The sequence below is a fragment of the Acaryochloris sp. 'Moss Beach' genome, assembly GCF_021497025.1.
Taxonomy (GTDB): domain Bacteria; phylum Cyanobacteriota; class Cyanobacteriia; order Thermosynechococcales; family Thermosynechococcaceae; genus Acaryochloris; species Acaryochloris marina_A.
In genome coordinates this window covers 319,507-339,446 of sequence record NZ_CP071718.1, presented here as the reverse complement: position 1 = coordinate 339,446, position 19,940 = coordinate 319,507, and the positions used below count along the sequence as shown (strand labels likewise).

Annotated in this window: 17 protein-coding genes and 2 pseudogenes; 15 read left to right on the top strand and 4 right to left on the bottom strand. The window is 49.2% G+C overall.

All coding sequences use genetic code 11. The features are described from left to right. Positions 1 to 95 precede the first annotated feature (95 nt). Both HRE53_RS34660 and HRE53_RS28140 read left to right on the top strand, forming a co-directional pair. A complete protein-coding gene (locus HRE53_RS34660; protein ID WP_255801504.1) occupies positions 96 to 419 on the top strand; it encodes a transposase in 324 nt (107 codons plus the stop codon). A gap of 32 nt (positions 420 to 451) precedes the next feature. Further along, entirely contained in the window at positions 452 to 1,381 is a 930-nt protein-coding gene (locus HRE53_RS28140; protein ID WP_255801509.1) for a transposase, read from the top strand. A gap of 11 nt (positions 1,382 to 1,392) precedes the next feature. Here the strand turns inward: HRE53_RS28140 and HRE53_RS28135 are convergent. Both HRE53_RS28135 and HRE53_RS28130 read right to left on the bottom strand, forming a co-directional pair. Next, a pseudogene (locus HRE53_RS28135) lies at positions 1,393 to 2,524 on the bottom strand (IS256 family transposase); the annotation flags it as partial. Positions 2,525 to 2,724: 200 nt separating this feature from the next. Further along, positions 2,725 to 3,303 (bottom strand): annotated as a pseudogene (locus HRE53_RS28130) (Uma2 family endonuclease). 147 nt (positions 3,304 to 3,450) lie between these two features. Between HRE53_RS28130 and HRE53_RS28125 the strand changes: the two are divergent. The 7 genes from HRE53_RS28125 (at position 3,451) to HRE53_RS28095 (ending at position 9,895) form a co-directional block, all read left to right on the top strand. Further along, on the top strand, positions 3,451 to 5,169 hold the full coding sequence (locus HRE53_RS28125; protein WP_235111449.1) for a type IV secretory system conjugative DNA transfer family protein: 1,719 nt from the start codon (positions 3,451 to 3,453) through the stop codon (positions 5,167 to 5,169). Between the two features lie 20 nt (positions 5,170 to 5,189). Continuing rightward, positions 5,190 to 5,546, top strand: coding sequence for a hypothetical protein (locus tag HRE53_RS28120; protein ID WP_212666772.1), 357 nt, complete (start codon positions 5,190 to 5,192; stop codon positions 5,544 to 5,546). 54 nt (positions 5,547 to 5,600) lie between these two features. Further along, the gene (locus HRE53_RS28115; protein ID WP_235111448.1) at positions 5,601 to 7,130 is read left to right on the top strand and encodes a hypothetical protein; all 1,530 of its coding nucleotides are present in this window, start codon (positions 5,601 to 5,603) and stop codon (positions 7,128 to 7,130) included. 11 nt (positions 7,131 to 7,141) lie between these two features. After that, positions 7,142 to 7,390: a hypothetical protein gene (locus HRE53_RS28110; RefSeq protein ID WP_212666631.1), complete on the top strand. Its 249-nt coding sequence runs from the start codon at positions 7,142 to 7,144 to the stop codon at positions 7,388 to 7,390. Positions 7,391 to 7,475: 85 nt separating this feature from the next. Further along, on the top strand, positions 7,476 to 8,018 hold the full coding sequence (locus tag HRE53_RS28105; protein WP_235111447.1) for a hypothetical protein: 543 nt from the start codon (positions 7,476 to 7,478) through the stop codon (positions 8,016 to 8,018). Then, on the top strand, positions 7,991 to 9,004 hold the full coding sequence (locus HRE53_RS28100; protein ID WP_235111446.1) for a nucleotidyl transferase AbiEii/AbiGii toxin family protein: 1,014 nt from the start codon (positions 7,991 to 7,993) through the stop codon (positions 9,002 to 9,004). The genes HRE53_RS28105 and HRE53_RS28100 overlap by 28 nt, the downstream gene beginning before the upstream one ends. Positions 9,005 to 9,094: 90 nt before the next feature. Beyond that, positions 9,095 to 9,895: a hypothetical protein gene (locus HRE53_RS28095; protein WP_235111445.1), complete on the top strand. Its 801-nt coding sequence runs from the start codon at positions 9,095 to 9,097 to the stop codon at positions 9,893 to 9,895. Positions 9,896 to 10,027: 132 nt separating this feature from the next. Here HRE53_RS28095 and mobF read toward each other — a convergent pair whose 3' ends face one another. Then, positions 10,028 to 15,874, bottom strand: coding sequence for a MobF family relaxase (mobF, locus tag HRE53_RS28090; protein ID WP_235111444.1), 5,847 nt, complete (start codon positions 15,872 to 15,874; stop codon positions 10,028 to 10,030). A gap of 15 nt (positions 15,875 to 15,889) precedes the next feature. Then, positions 15,890 to 16,312 (bottom strand): hypothetical protein, encoded by a 423-nt coding sequence (locus HRE53_RS28085; protein WP_235111441.1) that lies wholly within the window; start codon positions 16,310 to 16,312, stop codon positions 15,890 to 15,892. 141 nt (positions 16,313 to 16,453) lie between these two features. On the opposite strand from HRE53_RS28085, the gene HRE53_RS28080 reads away from it, so the two are divergent. The 6 genes from HRE53_RS28080 to HRE53_RS28055 all read left to right on the top strand — a co-directional run bounded on the left by HRE53_RS28080 (position 16,454) and on the right by HRE53_RS28055 (position 19,878). Next, on the top strand, positions 16,454 to 16,696 hold the full coding sequence (locus HRE53_RS28080) for a hypothetical protein (protein ID WP_235111440.1): 243 nt from the start codon (positions 16,454 to 16,456) through the stop codon (positions 16,694 to 16,696). A gap of 31 nt (positions 16,697 to 16,727) precedes the next feature. Further along, positions 16,728 to 17,828 (top strand): hypothetical protein, encoded by a 1,101-nt coding sequence (locus HRE53_RS28075; RefSeq protein ID WP_235111439.1) that lies wholly within the window; start codon positions 16,728 to 16,730, stop codon positions 17,826 to 17,828. Then, positions 17,821 to 18,228, top strand: coding sequence for a hypothetical protein (locus HRE53_RS28070; protein ID WP_235111438.1), 408 nt, complete (start codon positions 17,821 to 17,823; stop codon positions 18,226 to 18,228). The genes HRE53_RS28075 and HRE53_RS28070 overlap by 8 nt, the downstream gene beginning before the upstream one ends. A 94-nt stretch (positions 18,229 to 18,322) precedes the next feature. Then, on the top strand, positions 18,323 to 18,958 hold the full coding sequence (locus HRE53_RS28065; protein WP_235111436.1) for a hypothetical protein: 636 nt from the start codon (positions 18,323 to 18,325) through the stop codon (positions 18,956 to 18,958). Between the two features lie 20 nt (positions 18,959 to 18,978). Continuing rightward, positions 18,979 to 19,284 carry a hypothetical protein gene (locus HRE53_RS28060; RefSeq protein WP_235111434.1) on the top strand — a complete coding sequence of 102 codons (306 nt, stop codon included), beginning with the start codon at positions 18,979 to 18,981 and terminating at the stop codon, positions 19,282 to 19,284. An 81-nt stretch (positions 19,285 to 19,365) separates the two neighbouring features. Further along, positions 19,366 to 19,878, top strand: a complete 513-nt coding sequence (locus HRE53_RS28055; RefSeq protein WP_235111431.1) for a YlqD family protein — start codon at positions 19,366 to 19,368, stop codon at positions 19,876 to 19,878. Positions 19,879 to 19,940: the final 62 nt, after the last annotated feature.

Below are 19,940 nucleotides of genomic sequence, written 5' to 3'. Positions count from 1 at the left end.
CCAGAAACATCAATTTGTGTTAGTGTCCCGATTTATTCGCCATGAGCTGAGATAGCTGAAATGCTTTGGTAATAGATAATTCAGAGCATTCCTTGATGAACATTGCCCAACGCGAGCAGCAGATTATCCGTATTCAGTCTCAAAGTTCCTATGCCTCTATTAACAAAGCCCTAGAAGCAACCCTTCGCCTTGAAGCAAACCGAGTCACCCAGAACGCAGTAGAGTCAGCACTAGACGAAGAAGTTCAAGCTTATCTATCAGAGGTTCAAGGGGATCGACCTCGACGTTCAGGCTACTATCAACGGGTCCTCGATACTCAATACGGCCGTATTGCTCAGCTGTCTGTCCCTAAGCTACGGAAAGGGAATGCAGACCGAGAGTGGCAGATTTTAGAACGTTACCAACGAGTCTCTCGGTAGTCTCCTCGATTTTTTGCCTCGGCTTGTACGTCATGGGGTTATCGCTTCGGGATCTGCAAGAAGCTCTCTATGAGATTCTAGGAGCAGTCTTATCCGTTAATGCCATTAACCGAATTACGCTAAAAGCTCAGAAGCAAATGTTTCAAAGCCGTCAGACTCGTCTTGAGGAAACCCCTCCTATTCTGATTGTCGATGGTGTTTGGGCTAGTGTTCAGTGTTCCTCAGAAGACTTTTGGGAAGACCAAGCTGGGCATATCCGGAAACTACGTCATGCGGAAGACCGAGTCATTCTAGTCGCTATGGCAGTGTGGCCCGATGGCACCCAAACGGTGCTTCATTATGAAATGGCGCCGCAAGAATCGGAGGCAGCTTGGTTACTGTTCTTTGCGCATCTGTGGCAACGGGGATTGCAACCCTATTCGGTGAAATTGATTGTCAGTGATGGCACGACTGGGTTGCCTAAGGTGATTCGTGCTCTGTTTCCCCTCGCACAACATCAGCGATGCATTACTCATAAGGTTCGAGCGATGCTCCGGCATTTGGGATATGAGCAATTGCCACACCTGGATGCTCAAGGACAAGAACTGTCCCACTCTGAAGCCAAGAAGCTGCGATATTCACAAATTAAACACGATGCCTATGCTATCTATAAAGCGCCAGACTGGGAAGAAGCGATTGTGATGTTGCTCGTGTTTGCACAGAAATGGACAGACCTTGAACCCGATGCGGTCAGAACCTTTATCAAAGATTTTGCCCTGACCTTGAGTTTCTATGATTTTGATGAATCCCTTCATTCGCTGATTCGTACTTCCAATGCCCTAGAAAGGCTGTTCCGGGAATTCCGAACCAAAGCTGATGAAATTGGTGCTTTCCCCAATGAGGAGAGCTGTTTAGCGATTTTCTTCCTCGTCTCACGCAGGGATCATGCCAAGCATGATCGGCTCAAAAACCATGGCGAATAAATCGGGACACTAACCAATTTGTAGACAGACTCTTCATTCGGGAAGACAGCTTTGGTCTTAATCACCTTTCGCAGTGAGCGATTGAGCGACTCAATGGCATTAGTGGTGTAGATAACCTTTCGGATGGCCATTGGGTACTTAAACAACGGAGCAATATTATCCCAATGCCGTATCCAGATTTGGCTGATGCCAGGATACGTCTGGTCCCATTTGTTGGCAAACGCATCCAAGGCAGCCTCAGATTCCTCCAAAGTGGCCGCTTGATAAATGGGCTTGAGGTCTGCAGCTACGGCTCGACTTTCCTTCCAAGGCACATGGCGCAAACTATTGCGAATGAGATGAACGATACAAACTTGAACTTGAGTATCGGGATAGACCGATTCAATCGCCTGGGGAAAGCCTTTGAGACCATCACAGCAAGCAATCAAGATATCCTGAGCGCCTCGGTTTTTAAGGTCTGTGAGCACTGAAAGCCAGAATTTTGCTCCCTCCCGCTCGGCAGCCCCTATCCATAATCCCAACAGCTCTTTGTTTCCCTCCACAGTTACCGCTAGCGCGACATAGACGGCTCGCTTGCTGACTTGGCCATTGACTTTGATGTTCACATACAGGGCATCGAGATAGACAATCGGATACACCTCATCCAATGGTCTTGAGCGCCAGTCTTTAACCTCCTCCATGACACTATTGGTGACGTCACTAATCAGACCCTCAGAGATATTGGCCCCATACAGCTCCACCAATTGAGACTCGAATATCACGAGTGGTCATGCCACGAGCATATAAGGCGATGATTTTCTCGTCGAGTCCCGCGATACGTCGCTGGCCTTTGGGCACGAGGACAGGCTCAAACTCACTGCAACGGTCGCGAGGAATCGATAGGTCCATCTCTCCTTGTTCAGTCTGGACGGTCTTTTTCGAGTAACCATTGCGACTGTTTCTAGGGCCATGAGAACGCTCATCGACGGAGGATTGATGCAGGTGATGAGTCAATTCACCTGCCAAGGCTCGTTCCACTAGGCGTTTGCTGAGTTGTTTGAGCAGTCCTGATTCGCCCAGAATATCCTCTGGCTGTGGATTCTCTCCAATGAGTTCATCCAATAGCTCATCAACTCGATTGGGTACTTGTTTCTTTCTAGACATGATGCGGTCTCCTGGTGTGTTTGGATTCTAGACCGCTTACACAAAACTCTGATCAGTCTCTCCAATGCTGCAATCTGCTCCTCTGACGCTCCGGGATTAAGATCTGTGAGCATTTCTGGGGCATTTCGATTTCCCCACTCAATTATCTTCTCCCAGCTTTCAGCGATCATTTGGATCCTCTCTTTATCTATTTCAGAACTCTAACCCCAAATCCATCCCAGATTGAGGTTGAATTCTGGCAACACCTCTTTTCCAGAAACCGTACTGGGAGTTTGCAGCACCTCAACATCCTGCCCTGGCCGGTAAATCTCCACCTGCTTGTCTTCCGGGTTGATGAGCTACCCTAGCCGTATCCCACAGGCTAGATACTCCTGCATCTTCCGCTGCGTCATGGTGAGGTTATCGCTGGGTGAAAGCAATTCTAGAACGAAGTCAGGGCAGATTGGCGGGAATTTGCGCTGTTGTTCTGGTGTGAGGCTATCCCAGCGGGACTTTTCTACCCACGCTACATCAGGAGACCGATCTCCACCACCTGGAATTCTGAAACAGGTGGATGAATCAAAGACTTCACCAAGGCCATATCGTTCACTCCAAACAACGAATCGGGAGGTAAGTTTTGCATTCCCTCTGCCCGTTTCCCCGCCAGTCGGTGGCATGATGACAAGTTCTCCAGTTGGGGTGCGCTCAAACTTAATTTCAGGATTTGCCTTACAGAGGAGGTCAAACTGATCATCCGAGAGAGTTGTAATCGGGCTGAAGTCAATAGTATAGGCTGTCACGACACTTCCCCATTCTTTGAAGGACTTAGCTTGAGATTCAATCCTACTTTAGCTTGTTGCCTCAGTTTCAATACTTCTACTCTCCCTAACCCACCTCAAAAATTGCATGGCGGTACATTACTACGTACCTAAATTGCGGTAAGCAACATGCAAACCCAAACAAATCAACCTCAACCCACACAGCCCCCCGTGGATCTGGGTCCGTTGTTGAGCAGTCCCTTGCCCTGGCTCTTGGGCATGATCGGGTTCCTCCTCCTCCTGGCGACTATCCTTGACAGCAAGAATGGGCATGGACGGAGTAAACGCGATGCCCGATTTGCCACCCCTGGAGAAATTCGTAAAGCCCGATGGCGAGGACTCAAACAGATCCGAGATGCCACAGTAGACGGATGCTCCTTAAGTCTGGGGAGTGATCGCAAGCTCATCCTCACGGACTGCCAGCCTGGAATTAGCGTGATTGGCGCGAGTGGCTATGGCAAGACTAAAAGCGTCGTTGATAATTGTATTGACGATATCCTTCGACAAGGCTTTACAGGTATCATCTACGACATCAAAGGGAGTCTACAAAAGCGACATGCAGCCCTGGCCCATCGATTGGGTTATCAGCAGTATTTTTTCTGCCCTGGCAAAGCTCACACGGATAGCCTCAATCTCCTAGACTTCATCCCAGAACGGGGTGGCTCGAAAGAAGCCCTGGAACTCGCTAAGACCATCAACGCCAACTTTGAAGTACCGGGAAGTCGCAAAGATGGGTTCTTTGGTCCCCAAGGGGATAGCTTACTCAAGACCGTCTTCCTTCTCGCCAAGAGCCACGTCTATCAAGATCTGGTATCTGCCTGGGGATTCCTGAGCTTAGAAGACCTTCCCCAACGTCTACTCGCAGCCCACCAGTATGGTCAATTTGACTTAGGGGGTGACTTAGACTTTTGGGCCAACCAAGCGGCATTAGGTTTAAGGTCCGTCTCCAAAGCAGAGAAAACGGCTGGCGGGATTGTCGGCACAGCAGTAACGAACTTTCAAGCGCTGATGGATGCCAGTGTCATTCCCTCTATTACCAGCTCCACGATTCCCTTGGACCTCCCTGGTAAACAGGTTGTATGGGTTCAAATTGATGAGAACGCTGAGAGTACGACCTCGCCCTTATGTGCCGCAGTCATTCATATGTTGATGCGGCACAACCTGAACGCAGAAGTGAGTCGAGATCGGCCCTTGTTTTTGTGTTTGGATGAATTCACCTCGATTCGCCTGCCAGATATTGAGCGGTGGATAAACCTATACCGAGAGTATGGAATGTGTTGTCTCCTGTCTTATCAGAGTGATGCCCAAATCAACTTGAGGTATACACGGGACCATGCCATGTCAATTCTCAGTTCCCTCGGCACGAGAATCCACTTTCGCACAGGCCATCATTCCACTGATAAGAGCTTGAGCGACTCCCTAGGGACATTTACGGAAATCTACAAGACTCGCTCTACGGGGCATAACAGTCGTTCAGGCAGCAGTCGCAACCGCTCCGAGCAGCATCGCAAAGTCCCACTTATCACAGCGGACGAGATTGATACCTTTGAACCTGGAGAATGCCTGATCCAATCCCCAGGCTGGAAGCAACGGGCACATCGCCTGAAAGTTCCACTCAACAAAACCGATGAAGCCTTGAGAGAAGAGAATAAAGCGCTTTGGTACTCTCACATCCACCCGTTTCTGCTGTACTGTCGCCAGTCGAGAGATCTAGGCATCACACCAGAGTACGTCGTCAGTGAACGTGCGGACATTGCAGAGTCGATGTTACCTACGGGGGCTGAGTTAGAGAAGCTCCATAAATCGGAAACTCTGAGCGAACGGAAAGCAGCAGTAGATTCTGTATAACTTAAACGAGGAAGATAGCCATGTCATCATCAGACGACCAAGATTTCAGAGAAATGCTGGGGGCAAGTAAAGAACTTACGCAAGCCATACTCAGCAGGGCAATCCAATCCAACTTTTTGAGACCCCCCAATGTGACCGCAACCTTTAAGCAAGCGGTGCAAGTGGCAAAGGAAGGTCAACAGCGAGGTTTCAGCCCAAAAGAACTATCAGGGGCAATCAAGCAGACGGGGTTTCTCGATGCCGTTGAAGCTCAAGGGGGTGACGTTAAGAAAGCGGAGTCCTTAGTTGCGCGTAAGGCCCAGATTTCCAATGCCGTAGACCAGTTCCCCAGCTCACCCCAACGGGATCCGAGTATCGACAGACAGCAGGAAAGATAGCTGGCGGTACATTACTACGGGCATCAAGAATGCTCCATATGGAGGAAATGAATAATGGAACATGAAGACAACAATATTGTTAACCAAAAAGAGGCGACTGAGAAATCTAGTCCACCGATAAAGTATCAATATCACAACTTCATTGGTGATAAATACAAAGAACTTCGGGAGGCAGAACAACTCTATTTTCAATCCGCTCCAGTCGCTCGGCTAGCTAAGGGACTCATCCAAGTCACGGCTGTTGCCCCTATCGCAGCTCATGCTGCTACTTACTTGCCCGTTGCAGGCCCTGTGGTTGCGGGTGCAATATCCAAAACAACCCATCTGATGCATTCGGGGATTCATGGGATACGTGCTGATCAGATAGCCAAAAACTTTACAGATCTAGCCAGTCAAGTTCCACATGGTTGGGGTCGGCAAAGTGCATTTGATGCCTGGGCGAAAGTCAGAACCGCTGACATGTTGGCGAAGACGGATGCGTGGGCACGACCGTTGAGCGGGATTGTCGCTCCTTCCATGATCGGCAAGGGCTTGATCGACTCAGGCAAGCTGGCGGTGGGCTATTTAGCCAAAGGCATTCCAGTCGTAGTGGCCCGCCCCGTGGTTCACATGTGGAAGATGACCAACCACTATATCGACCGCACCAAGACTTGGCTGGCCGAGATGCAGCAAAGTGTTCAGCAAAGCATTCAAAAACTACAAGGGAGACAGACGAAAATGGCAGACACAATCAACCAAGCCCCCACCGCAATTGAGCCAGATATGGAGCGACGGGCTGAGTATGCAAGACTGCTGTCTGAATACCACAAAGATCCAGACCTCAGTAGCTATGAGCAGATTGAGCAAAATATCCAAGGCAAACCAGAATTAGCCTTAATTTATGACGAGCATGTTGCTCACCAGGCATTGAGAGAAGGTAAAGATGTGGATGAGGCAACCGCCATCGTTGCTCAGGGTCCGAATGTGACCGATATGTCAGACAAGAATCTTCAGGATGTCTCTCCGTATTTAGCGGATGCGACAAATACAGCCTTAGAGCAGTACAACTACGAGAACTCGTCTAAAGAAGCTGAAGATAACTTGCTAGAGGCGTTGTCTGGTTTAGACCAGCGGGGTGTGGATATCTCCAGGATGGCGGTCTTTTATAACAAAGAGCAAATCTTTGGGATGCGTGGAGGAGATATTGACCGCTCCGTCACCCAGATTAGTGACCAGCAAATGGAAGATATCAAAGAAGCATTAACGAATTTTAAGGATTTTGAAGGTGAATTCAAGATTAAAGTGGGAAGCAGAGTAGTATTACACCTAAAAGAAGGTCAGAAGCTCGTTGATACCTATAATCTTGCTCCTCAAGAGAAGCAACGTGCTGAAGGTGAATTTAAGACTAAAGACCAAGTTAAACAGGAGCAAGGAAAGCCCATCGATCCACGCATAGAGAAAGTAAAGCAGCAGGGGGGGAATGTGGAACGTGCCGAGAAATATTTAAAGAGAGCCGAGCAGATTGCCAAGGCCGTTAGTAATGGCGTATCCCCCAAGCAGCCAGAGAAAGAGCCTGCCTTGGCCCACAGTGAACCGGAACTATAGGAGTTGCCATCATGCGTAAGTTCACCCGAAAACATAGGTTTCCTACCCTGCGTAATTTTATCCGCAAATATGGACCTCCCATCCTGTTGATAGGAATGGTTTATCTAGGGATCGAAGCATTTCATGCTTTTATCGACTATCTCAAGCGAACATGGGATGTAGGTGCATTGATCATGGCATGGGCTTGCGTTATCAGCTTGTTCCAAGGCACTTGGCGAATAACTTTGGGATTTTTGAGAGATTTTGGTGATCGGGATTAGCAAAAGGGAGAAGCTGTTGCGATAGCTGCTCCCTTTTGTTGCCTCTGATATTCTGTGATTAAGCTAGAGGAATGCCAGGGGCAGTATGAACGAGCTTTCTCCCACCCAAGATTTAAAAGAAGTTCTGTTACGTCCAGTGCCGATTCCTGAGACGACCCTGGAGCGGTATATCTCGTTCAAACATGCACTCAACCTTCGTTTTCCAGATGAAGATACTGGGGATTGGCATTTTCAGCCCTACTTTTTTGAACAAACGGATGCCCTAACAACTCAAAAGAGCATCCCCCTTGCAGGAAAGGGCCAGCAGGTTGATACAACGCCTTCCCTAGGTCATCAGGGAGTGCGAGATATGTCTTCAATTTTGTTTCAGGAAGGATTATCCATTCCCTCAGATCAACCTGTATATGTCGCCAATCATTATCGGGCTATCGCAGACTTAGCGATGCTGGATCTCCAGAAATCGCGACCGCCAAGTATTGCAGACAATGCAGCAATTAACAGTTGGCTGGATAGCCAAGAGCAAGTTGATCACCTCAAACGAGAGTACTTAGAACGCTTGGCAATCCAACTATCAGGTGAACCCTCCAGAATTTTTAAGCAATGGATTCAGACCGTGAAATTCGTATAAACCCTTCCCAGTCCATCCACTTGGACTTGATGCGGTCAGTCGCTCAACAAGTCGGTGATACGCCTTATGTCCTCAAGGGAGGTGCGGCACTCATCTTCACTCGTGCCCTGGATCGCTATTCCACGGACTTAGATTTTGACTCTACAAAAAAGCTAAATCTCAAGGGTCGAATTGAGTCTGCCATTAGGAATGTGAATGGTATCGAATTGAAATCACTAAAGTTGGTCAAAGATACGGATACTGTCCAGCGGTACAAGCTTCATTATTTAGATCAGGTTACAGGGCAAGATAGGTTACTCAAGGTAGAGACTAGCTTTCGGGAAAGCCCCCAGTCTGAAGCCATTGAGACAATCTCAGGTATCAAGACCTACCGAATAGAGCAGCAATTTGATCAGAAGTTATCAGCGGCCCAACATCGAACAGCGGCTCGTGATTTGTATGATCTTGATTTTCTGGTGAATCATTATGGGTCACAACTACGGGATGACCAGATGGAATCCATTCACCAATTTGCCTCTGATCCAGATCATCTGGTAGATCGGTACAGTTCATCCTTTGAAACGGATGAGGTTCTGAGTCTTTTCAATAAAGGTGAGGATGTTGTTCTCTCCCTACATCTTGGTGCAGAACAACTTTTGAATGAGCGGCAGCAGAGTACAAGCAATATCCCTCTATCCAAAGAACAAGACAGCCAAACTCTCTACAACGAGTTCTCATCTAAAGTTGATCAGCCAGGCTTAATTGGGGCGGGCCTCGTTGCCCAGAATGCACTGAAGGCAGGGTATGCCAAGTCTAAGGTTGAATCAATGTTGCTAAAGCATGATCCAACTATTCGAGGAATTGTGGCTGAGCAAGGACAGGAAAAAGGTGTGCGGGCAGCAGCGATTGTCGTCAGGGGTGCCCGGATGAAAAGCTTGACCACTGAAAGCCTGGAGCTGGAGCAGGGGACGCAAATCCCAAGCCCGGATCAAGGTCCAAGCCTATAACCTATGTCTGACAGTGGTTTCAGTTGGTTTTATTAATTTTAGGGTGTTACCCTAGTTTGGATAGTTCCCTTTCAACCAGAGGTAATGCTTATGGATGGCTCAGAATCTCATATCTCTGAGGATATGGTTGTAAAGGTGTTAGCTGAAGCATCTCGGCTACAAGCTGAAACAGACAAAACCTATTTACTGGAAGATTTACGGAAAGTTTGTGCTGAATCGCAAATACTACCCGAAAATTTAGAGAAAGCTCTTGTCAATGTTGATGAAGAGCAGTACCGCGCTCGAAAAGAAAAAATGCTGCGGCAAGACCTTATTCAGAAAAGGCGACAAGAGTTTAAAAATCAAGGCATCAAAAGTATCTCTATAGGGATGAAATTATTAATCCCTGCGATAGCGGTGTCTAGTCTTTTTCTTTTTCGATCTAAGTTAGAACCACTGATCGATGATTGGATATTTCGATTGAATTCTCAGCATCAGACGCAGCTAGAAACTGAGATAAAAACCCTTCAAGGAAAGCTTTTCACCCTGACCGAAACTCAAAAAGATCTGAAAGCTCAACTTAAGACTACAGAGTCAAAGTTAGAAGCCACCCGAAAGGCTGAATTGCCACCGATTCAACAACGGGTGACAGGAATTGTTGAATCGGTGAGAAGACCGATTGCAAAACAAAGGCCAGAGGTAATAAACCGAAAAGATTTCCGAAATAGAGTGATGGGAAAAACGGAGCAAGAAGTGCTTCAAGCTGTCGGTAGACCCAGTAGTACGAGCGACCTGTCAACACTAGTTTTTTGGCGCTATGTTGGTATCGTCAAAGATGAGATCTCAGGCAATATAGGGGGCGCAAAAGTGCAATTCAAAAACGGAGTTGTTACGAAAGTCAGTTTCAGGTGATACCACAGTGGGTTGCCATTGAGAGGCCCATGCATTGCTGGCCTGCTAAGCTCGAATTTGCAATACCTTATGAGTACTATCACCAGTTTGCATCTGATCCAGATTGTCTGATGACCCAATGTGATCAACCCTTCAAATCTCCAGCTCATTCTCTAAAGTCACGGCTTGAGTGGGTTGAGATTTATGCTGTAGCAGGAACAATCTACGCTCAAATACTTTAGTGGACCTCCCTTTGTGTAGGGCATCCTGGTATGAGTGGGTAAAGCCAATCACCCCTTGTATATAGCGCTCTTTCTCTTCAGGTGATTTCATCTTTCTGACTGCATCTGACTGCATGATGACTCTTACCCCATCCATCGCATCACCATCACCTTGAGCGATGAGGTAAATTGCAATATCGTTTGTATGCTGTGGGTTCTCCCGACTTAATTTATTTTTGATCTGGGTGTACTGCCCCCGATAGTGCATCTTGATTTCTCGCTCCATCGGATAGGCATTCTGATCGGCCTGCTCAAAGGCGATGGGGCCATGATTCCCGATCAGGTCATCGACGCCTTTCCCTTGATCTGCCTCCCACGGTATTCTCCATGTCTTGCAGCCTCTTTCTTCAATGAGTTCAGCCTCTCTGACCATTTCACGCCGCACATTCCAGACCGTGGATTGCTCTGAATCCCAGTCATGGGCATACCTGAATTGCCTGCCTGGAACCGCAAACACCTCTAGATGAGGATGTAGTACCCGTCTTTCAAGTTCTTCATCGTACTGGTTCTTGGCCCGATAACCGATGTTGACCCCCTGCCCACCAATGACGACCCGACCTTGAGAGACGAGAGCAGCATCCTTCTTATCTCCTTCAGTTCGATAGATGGGAATCTCAGGGTGTTTATAGACGGTGTACCAGAATCCTTTTGTTTTCTCTTTATTAGTTTGTACAACTCCATACTTGGCAAAGATTTTCTGAGCGATGTGATCGGGAACGGGTTGGAATGCCATATCCCGCTCAAATAGTTCGTGTTTAGGCCCCAGTGGATTTTCATACTTGCGATACCGTGGGGGTGCATTGGGATCTTTTCTCCTTGCTTTCTGAGTTTTTTTGATATCTAATCGAGCGGTTTTAGGGTTGGGCTTAAAAGTCCCATATAGACTGTGGGCGGGTTTTTCATCCGGTCCCAGTTCTTCAAAGGATAGCGGATTCACTCCAGAATCACACCACCATCCGCCACCATCCGCTAACTCCTGATAGCTCAGTACATCAGGGTGAGAACGGTCATTAATCAATGATTGGATGGGTTTAGTCCGAAACTGACTGCGAACCTTCTTGAGAGATCCATCCTTTCTGCGCGTTGCCAAGTCCTCAATCTTGGCACCGAGCAGCCGATCAATCACCTGATCGCCCTCAATCGATTGCAACCGAGCCGTGATCACATCAGGATGAACACAGCTATCCACCCATTCATTCCAGTGGTTCTCATCAATACGCTCAGGTCTCTCAATCCCCGAGTAATCCGGTTGCCAGAACACCTGATCCTTGATTCTCTTGGGCTTGGCCTTGGACTTGGCCTGCTTCTTGGGTTTAGGAGTGATGCTCATCCCTTTGTCCGTCAACTGCTGAGCGACTTCCTTGAGCTGGTCTGCGACTGGCCCATTCATGAGTGCATCCACTGAGCGCATTGTCTTCACGGATTTAGCCAATTGCTGCATGACTGGGAAGGTCTTCAGACTTCGCTGAGCGCGAACGGTCAGATCATTGAGTGTGCCAATGTGTTGAGCAATGGATTCATGTGCCCTCCATTCACTGACGGTATCGGCCAGCTCCTTAATTCTGGCAAACGAATAAGTGGGTTGCTTGGCGTTAAACGCTTCAATCTGTTGGGTGATGGCCTGGAGCTGGGGCTGCACCTGAGCAAGGGATTGACCCTGCTGGAGTACGCTCACTACTTCGGCCAACTGAGCTATGCCCTCAAATTGAATCTGCTGAGGTTCAGCTAACTGGTTAATCTGAGTGGTCAGTGTAGCTAACTGCTCAACCAAACCACTCTCAGCCAGAGCTTGTTCTTCATTGAGGTCATGCACATCCTGAGCTAGGTTACCCATGTCAGGAAATTGAGGTATGGTCAGACTCTCAACCAAGTCCTGCACTTCGCCAATGGCAGCGGAAACCTCCACCTCAGTTTGCCAATCTTGGACGGCATCGACCAACTCAGCCATTGCGGGGAATTTGACATCCAGAGGTTGAGTTGCTTCCAAGCCAGCTTGTAATCGGATGATTACCCGGTCTAACCCTTCAGTACCTTGAGTTAAGACATCAACCATCTCAGTCACGGCATCTGCCAGCTCCTGACCCGTTCGCCATTCTGTGACGGCATCGGCAATGCTCCTGATCCTTTGCTGACTGAGGGTCTGTTCAATGGTTTGGTCTATCTGCTCTATGGATTGGGAAATATAAGTAAGGTTCTGGGCGAAGGCTTTTTGTCCTTGCAGCTCCCTTGCAAGATCAGCCAATTCGCCCAGACCCACAAAGGAATCAGGTTCTAGGCTTTGGTGCAAAGCATCAACCCGTTGAGCAAGACTCAGCAATTGAGACTCTAGTCCACTCTCAGCTAATGCTTGCTCTTGGGACCATGCCTTTACCTGTTCTGCTAGGTCTAGGGAAGCTGGTTCCCATTCGGTTGAGTAATTGTCAATGAATTGGGCAACCTGAGCTAGGCCCTGGCTGAGATCTTGTTGTTTCCTTGCATTTGCAACAGCCTCAGCCAGTTCTTCCAAACCTTCAAAGGAATTAGGTTCTAGACTTTGGCTCAGTGACTCTATATCCTTAGCAAGGGCTAGCAAGTGATTATCCAACCCACTTGTCGTTAGCTCATTCTCCTCAGACCACTGCATCACCCAATTAGCTAAGTCTGAGGTGGCTTGCTCCCATTCTGTTGAACGACCGTCTTGGGTGGGGCGTGTCGGGGGAGCTTGTCCTTGACTTGCATAATCTCCTCTGCCGCTTCCAATACCTTGTCGCTCATGGTCATTTGCAAGACGCTCGAATCCTCGATCTTGGTACTCAGACTGTCCATCGCCTTGGCGAGTTGCTTGATACTCTCGCTCATATCCGAGGGCTTCTTGGCTGCCATTGCGTCCTTGAACTCCTGGATGAACAGGTTGAGAACGGCTTTGACTTCCATCGGGATAGTGTTGATCCGCTCCCTGACCTGGGACTTGAGTTCTCTGTTCTCGTCTAGGATGTGTTGGTTCTGAGCCTGGACTTCTTCGACTTGATTGGTCAGGATGGTGATCGCGTCCGTGAGTGGGGCTAATCGGTCTTGAAGCTCGTCCACGATCTGCTGTTGTTGTTCGTTGGTGTCCATAGGTTTCCTCAATTAAATCTAAAGCACTTTCTTGGGCGTTGGATTTTACAACCCGTTTCTTCAGCTTTTCCAGGTTTTCGGTATAGATGGTCAGTTCATGTTCTTGGCGGGAAATATCGACTAGGAACGGCTCTCTGCTGGAGGTGCGGTCATTGGTGGTGATGACAATCGTCCGTTTCTTGCTGCCACTCTGGGAGCGGTAGGAAGTCCACACCCGGTCATACTCCAAGGCCAAGGGTTGAGTGAGGGGCACATCATGGGAGACTCCCTTATGGTCCCTAACCGTCATATTCAAACTATCCAGGGCGGTGACCGTGAGCTGCTGACCGTTAATCCAGTTGTTTTCCCGGATAGTTGTCGTCCACCGCAGCTTATCCCCGACTGCCACATCAAATTCTTGGGCACTGTAGACCTCCTTTTGCTTGTATTTAGCTGGATTGAATCGATAGAGCCGACCGCCGAAGGAAGAGACTACCAGCTCATCTCCTTCGCGTTTCTCCACCTTGTAAAGCTGTCCTCGCTTGATGGATGACGTTTTAGACGTTTGCAATAGGCGAACGTAATCCCCTTTGCGATACCAATCCACCCGTCGTTTTTGCTCAATACTCAGGTTTCTGGATTTGAGCTGGACAATCTTGCTGGATTCCCCGAGTCGCCCAAGTTTCTTCTCCCCCCTGCGAATGGCCTTTTCAGCCGCGAGTCGTTCCTTGTTGGTCCCAGCAATAATCAGGGTTTGGTCTTGTTCATTGGGGGAGAGGGCAAGGAACTGAGCTGCTGCGGCTTGGGTCATCTCAGTCTTATCGTCTGCCTCAATCACATACCCCTTGGCATTGAGGAGGTCCAGTGCTTTGAGTCCTTGACCTCTGGCGATGAGTTCAACGGCTTGCTTTTGGACATCAACCTTCTGCCTGACAATCTCCTCAATCCGGTGAGTGGTCGCTCCATTGTGCTGCATGAACTTGAAGGGATTGCCCGCTTCAATCGCGGAGTTCTGGCCCGCATCCCCTACGAAGATGACCTGTGCTTTGACTGCCTCTGCCTTTTCCAGAATCACCCGCATCTGTCTTCGGCTCATCATGCCCGCTTCATCAACCAGCCAGACTTGATTGGGGGTGTCATCAACTTGATGCAGAACCAAATGCTCAACGGTGTTGGTGGCGATACCTAGCTCATCCTGGAGTTTCTTCGCTGCTGGGATAGTGGGACTAAAGCCCCGAATCGTCAGACCGGAGCCATTGAGTAAAGTCTTCAGTACTCCTAATGTTCGAGACTTGCCCACCCCTGGAAAGCCCTGCCAGATTTGGTAGCGGTCAGTACTAGTGAGGGTGTTGAGAACTGCCTTGGCCTGGTCTTCATTCAGTTCAACTGCAATCCCTAAGAGTGAGGGATTAGCAACCATTGGTTGAGCTTGATCTTGGCCTGCCATCCAGCGCTGATGGATCTGGGCTTCTTCTTCAACGGCAGTGACGGTGGTGAATCCCCGATCGACGGGTATCAGTTCTTTGCTTTGGCTAATGGCCTCATCAACCTGTTCCATCGCCATGCCCTGACGCTTGAGGGTCTTGAAGACATAGGCATAGATATCATCCGTCTCAAATATGGATGACCATTCAGCGTAATGACGGATGGCGCTTTCAACCTCATACCTGGCTCGGTCTGGGTTAGGCATTACGGCCAAAGGTTCAGCCAATACTGGATGACCCACTCCTTGAGAGTGAGCCTCATCCCGCCAATGGTCTTGGATGATTTCAAGCTTTTTGCCCACCCCTCGTTTAGCCTTGCGAGTGGTAAGTACCTTCAGCTTCTTATTCTCAGGAGTAACTTCTAGCCCTTCATCCCGAACTGCTTTGACGATGGCCCGATGGCGCTTGCTGAAGACCTCGACATCAGAGCGGTTGTAGCCCTCTAGCTCAAACCCATCCTTAGTTTCATAGATGCGATACCCTAGCCGTTGGACCTTCTCTGCTAACTTCTGACGGTAGAAGCTGCCTATCCACTTAGCTTTAGCCAGCTTTTCATGAGAGAGGGAGCGCCACTGACCATCTGGCCCCTGTGTCCCATTCATGAGCAGCATGTGGGTGTGAAGCTGCATGTCTCCATCGCGGGAAGTATGGTGAGGCATCAACGCCGCAATCATGTTGCTTGTATTGACGACAGAGCGTACTCCATTTACTTGAATCCGGGTCTGGGCATACTCGCGCTCAAGTAATTCAAAGGTTTCTAGAACTGCCTCCATGTGGGCATCGAATAAGCGATTGTCTCCTTCTAAGTGCAGTGCCATCGACACACTTTTGGGAGCAGACAAAGTAACGTCATGGGCCAGTCGTTCTTTGTCTTCCTCGTTGGGTTTCTTGCCCCTAATCCTTTGAACTGCACTACCAGCGATGCCTTTTAAGGAGTCAGGCAAGAACCCTCGACTGAGCGCTTTGAAGTCCTCTCTTTTAACGTAGGTGCCTAACTTTTGAACAATCGCGCTGGAGCCGACCCAGACAGCAGTACTCATGCGGTCAATATCAGAGACCGTCTCAGATTCACCGTAATAGCGCTCCACAGCATCTACGAGAGATTCATCTTCCTCGTAGTACTCGATCATGTCGCGTGTTATGGTCTGCATCGTCCGCATGGGTCGGCCTCTGGCTTAGCCTTCCAGATGCTTCAAGCAATCATCGACAGCGGCTTGGTGCGCCTCATACAGTTCTGGGTTTGCTTCGAGATGCTGTGCCATTGAGATTTTCTTGGATGCTTCAAAGGCAGCTATGAAATCTACTTTTCTGACATAGGGACCGAGCTTCTTTAGCAATGGGTTGGAGCCGACCCAGACAGCGGTAGTCATGGGGTCAATATCAGGATCAGGCTCTACGCTCTGGATGTCATAGCCCAGTTCACGGCAAGCCTCTACCAGTTCGTGCTGATAAAGTCTCCTACGATTACCAGGTTCAATCAGTTCTTTGCGGTAGAACCTCTTGAATTCCTCAGCCTCATCGACTGGATCATCAGCTTGAGAACGAACGAACCTTTGAGTGACTTGTTGCCAAAGTCTGGACAAGAAAGTTTTAAGCATGGGAATACCTGCACGAATTTTTAAAAAGCGATTCCATCGACCACAGAAGTGATCATTCTCGTGAAAACTACAAAGATGCTACTGAGTACTACAGAGCGGAGTTACAAAACAACTACGGTTGTACTACGTGATGTTACGAAAATGTTTCTGAATGTACTACGAAAATTTAGGGTCAGCCCGATCTTGGATATTCCCGTAACGGTGCCTCGGAGTGGTGATGGGTGTGGGAGCCTCAGCGACCCTCCAGAACCTCTTGAATCTGCCCTCAAAGTAGCACCATCCCTAGGATCCTTGCAAATCCTTGGTTTCCACCCACAAACGACCGACAAACGACCGACAAAAACGGCAATTTTGGGCGGGGGTATATTACCTTGTCTAACTTAGGATTTATTCAAGATGACTACAAAAAATATTTTTGACGGTCGATGTCGGTGCAAGTTTGACCAAAGCCTTCTTGCAAATTGCAGCAGATGGCAAGCTTCCGATCGAGGAATGTATTACACAGCCCTCCGCTGTTCTCAGAACGACTGAAAGTTTCTATGAGGAGATGGACCACGATAACTCTGCCCACGGTTCCATTCTTTGCTATGGGGGGATGTACTGGCAGACGGGCCAGATTGCCGAATCTAATCTGAGGCAGACCAATACAGATCAGCACAAGCACCCGGAAGCGATTGCCAAGGTGCTGTCGATTGCGGGGTATGCCATTTCCAAAGCTGGGAATGGAGCTGAGATGTATTTGGACTTGCTGCTGCCGAAGAGTGAGGAGCCGAGCTTTACCCAGATGAAGCGAGATTTGGCGAAGTACGTCAGCAAGTTTTGGTATGGGTCGAAGCAACTGACCTGTGCGCCGAAGTTTGTGAGGGTCTTACCTGAGAGTGCGGGGGTGGTTTCCATAGTGCAGACCTATCCCTCGATCATTCTGATGTTTGGTCATAAGGACTTTACTTTGACGAAGATCAAGGATCGGCACAGTGGCTTGGCCTACATCCAGACATGGGCAGGTCGAGGTTCGCTGATGATTCAGCGTCATATGAACTGGACCCCCTCGAATGAGCTGACAGGTGCCAAGCTGGTGTTTTCACAAGGAACAGGTCAAAAAGGGCTTGAAAAGGCATTTGGGGATGAGGCTGGCCCTGTCGTGGCTTCCTTGCGCCAAGCCAGAGAACTGTACTGGGTGAATCTCCAGCAGCAACTGAATAGTGACATTGATGTGGTGCAAGCCAAGCGCATCTATGTTGCGGGTGGTGGAGCGCCCGCCTGGTCCAAGCAGCTCAAGGAGTCTTTTAGCGGCAAATTGGACTTGCTAGGCCCTGTGATCCGCACCATTGGCCGAGAATTTCCAGAATGGTCAAAGTCTCCGATGACCTACCGACTGACGGATGCCTATCTGGTGTGGCGGCAGAATGCGGATCGGCCTGAAACGCTGCAAACTCCGCCCACACGCAAGAGCACCAAAACAACCAAGACTACTAAGTCAGCAAAGAGCGCAAAGGCGGAGGTGAGCAATGTCTAATGTTTACTTTCAGGTCAATACTCACTGGAAGCCCACTTCTGAACGAGGGACTATCTTCTCCACCGTTCGCAACCACTATGGCGCAGGGAAATACTTCACCCGCCTATGCATGGACATTATGTTTTCGGTCCTGAAGGTGCTGGCCGTAGCCATCCAAACTCGTAATCGAGCTGCGATTCAAGGAGCCATAGAGGTTTCCAAGGTTCAAGTTGAAGGCTATTACCACATGGCTTTGGGGCTAGCTCAAGCGGAGGTGCAATTGCCCGTCATGGTCGAACCAGCACCGAATACCTCTGACGGACCATTATCAGCGGCAGTTGATGACCTTGGTGGTATATCCCCTGTGGATGAGTCACAAGTGGAATTCGAGGAATTTGAACCGTTCGTTATGGATGACTGATTCAACGGGAGGGGGCATGTTCTCAAGTCCCCTCCACTGCCATAAAAACCCTCGGCGGTACATTCTTGTAGACCAATAAATGGAGACATAAACAATGACGAATGCAACTGAACTAACCCAAACACTGGGCCTTGAACAGAATGACCTCGACAAGCTGCTACGGGCTTGCGGGATGAGCGAGGACGGCTATGACCTGGAAGCCCTGCAAGGTGTTCTCCAACTCAAGGCCGAAAACATCGCTGATACCTACACTCATGGCTGGTGCATCTACACCGCTGACACGTACAAGGTTGACCTCAAGCCCATCCACAAAGCGATTTCTGCTGAAGGGATTGAGACAGGCGATGACCTATACCATCCTCTGTTCACCCTCGTCTGTGAGCGTGTCTCTGAGGAAGGGGTTGACCCCATTGATGCGGTCAAGACTGAGTTGCAGGGCACCGATGAAGTAGAGGAAGATGCCAGCCTCGACGACATTGATCAAGTTGACGAGGGTATGAAACAGGCACTCAAGGCTGAGTCGCTTAGGACTGCCCGCCGAGTCGCCAGGAATGCTCACAAAACATCAGATCGGGTCGTGGCTGCTGCCCACCAGTTCCACATGAAGCAACTACGCCATGACCTCAAACAAGTGTTTGCCGAAGAATGGGCGAAGGAAGATGCCCAGGAAGCCCTTGAGGGCCAGTCGGAGCCGGGAAAGCTTTTGCCAGCCGAGGCCACGGAAGTCTAGAGCGTCAGGTGCTGCTGGAGATGATGAACAGCCAATTCCAGGTGTGGGCGATGCAATCGAGAGAGGCTATCGCCACTAGAGAGCGGGCAATGATCCTCGCAGACCAGGAAGCCTTACGCGAAGCTGCCAAGAAGCGCAGAGAGTATGAGTACCGCATGGCACTGCTAGGCGATGTCAGCTACTGGGGCTGGCTGGTGGTGCTAGTCACCCTTCTCGCTGGGTTTTGTGGCTGGTGGCTGCGAGGAACCATCGCCCCAACTTCGGCAAATAACAGTGGCGGTATATTACCTGTCACCAGTCAGCCAAATTCACAGGAGGTACATTAATCCGTTACCTCCGACTAAGCAAATCAGGGCGGCGGTATATTATCCGTCACCTTCAAACCATCTCATTAAGGAAAGAAAATTATGCTTACCCAAGATAGACTCATCCAACCAAAACCTGAACTGTGGGTTGAGTCTCCATCCTCAAATCAACTTTTTCTCAAACGCCTGATCCTCGTCAAGGCCATTGTTACCTCTCTATGGAAAGACGAAGCCCGTCAACAGCTCCAATCGCAAGCTGACCAACTGGATGAACAACTAGGCCAACTGGATGCCCAAGTTCAACAAATGGTTGGGGAGCTGAGCCAGCATACTGTCCAAATCCATCCAGAGGGCAGCTCCATTGCCCAGACCCAGACTCAAATCCAAAGTATCCAGACCCAGGCTAATGAGCGCAAGGGTGAACTGCTGGAGCAGAAGACTCAGGTCTTGCAACAACTGGAGCAGATCGAAACCTTGGAGTTGGGCGAGGAAGTGGAGCAAGGCCAGGTCGATAACTTCTTTTATGCCAAGCAAGGCGACCATCTGATCCGCAAGATGCAGATTGAGGTTGTGATCCGTGATGGCGTGATTGAAGAGATTCGGGGGGAGTTGTAATTCCTACCTGCCTATTTCAAGGGAGGATGGCATACTATTTTGCCCCTTCCCAACTCATCAAC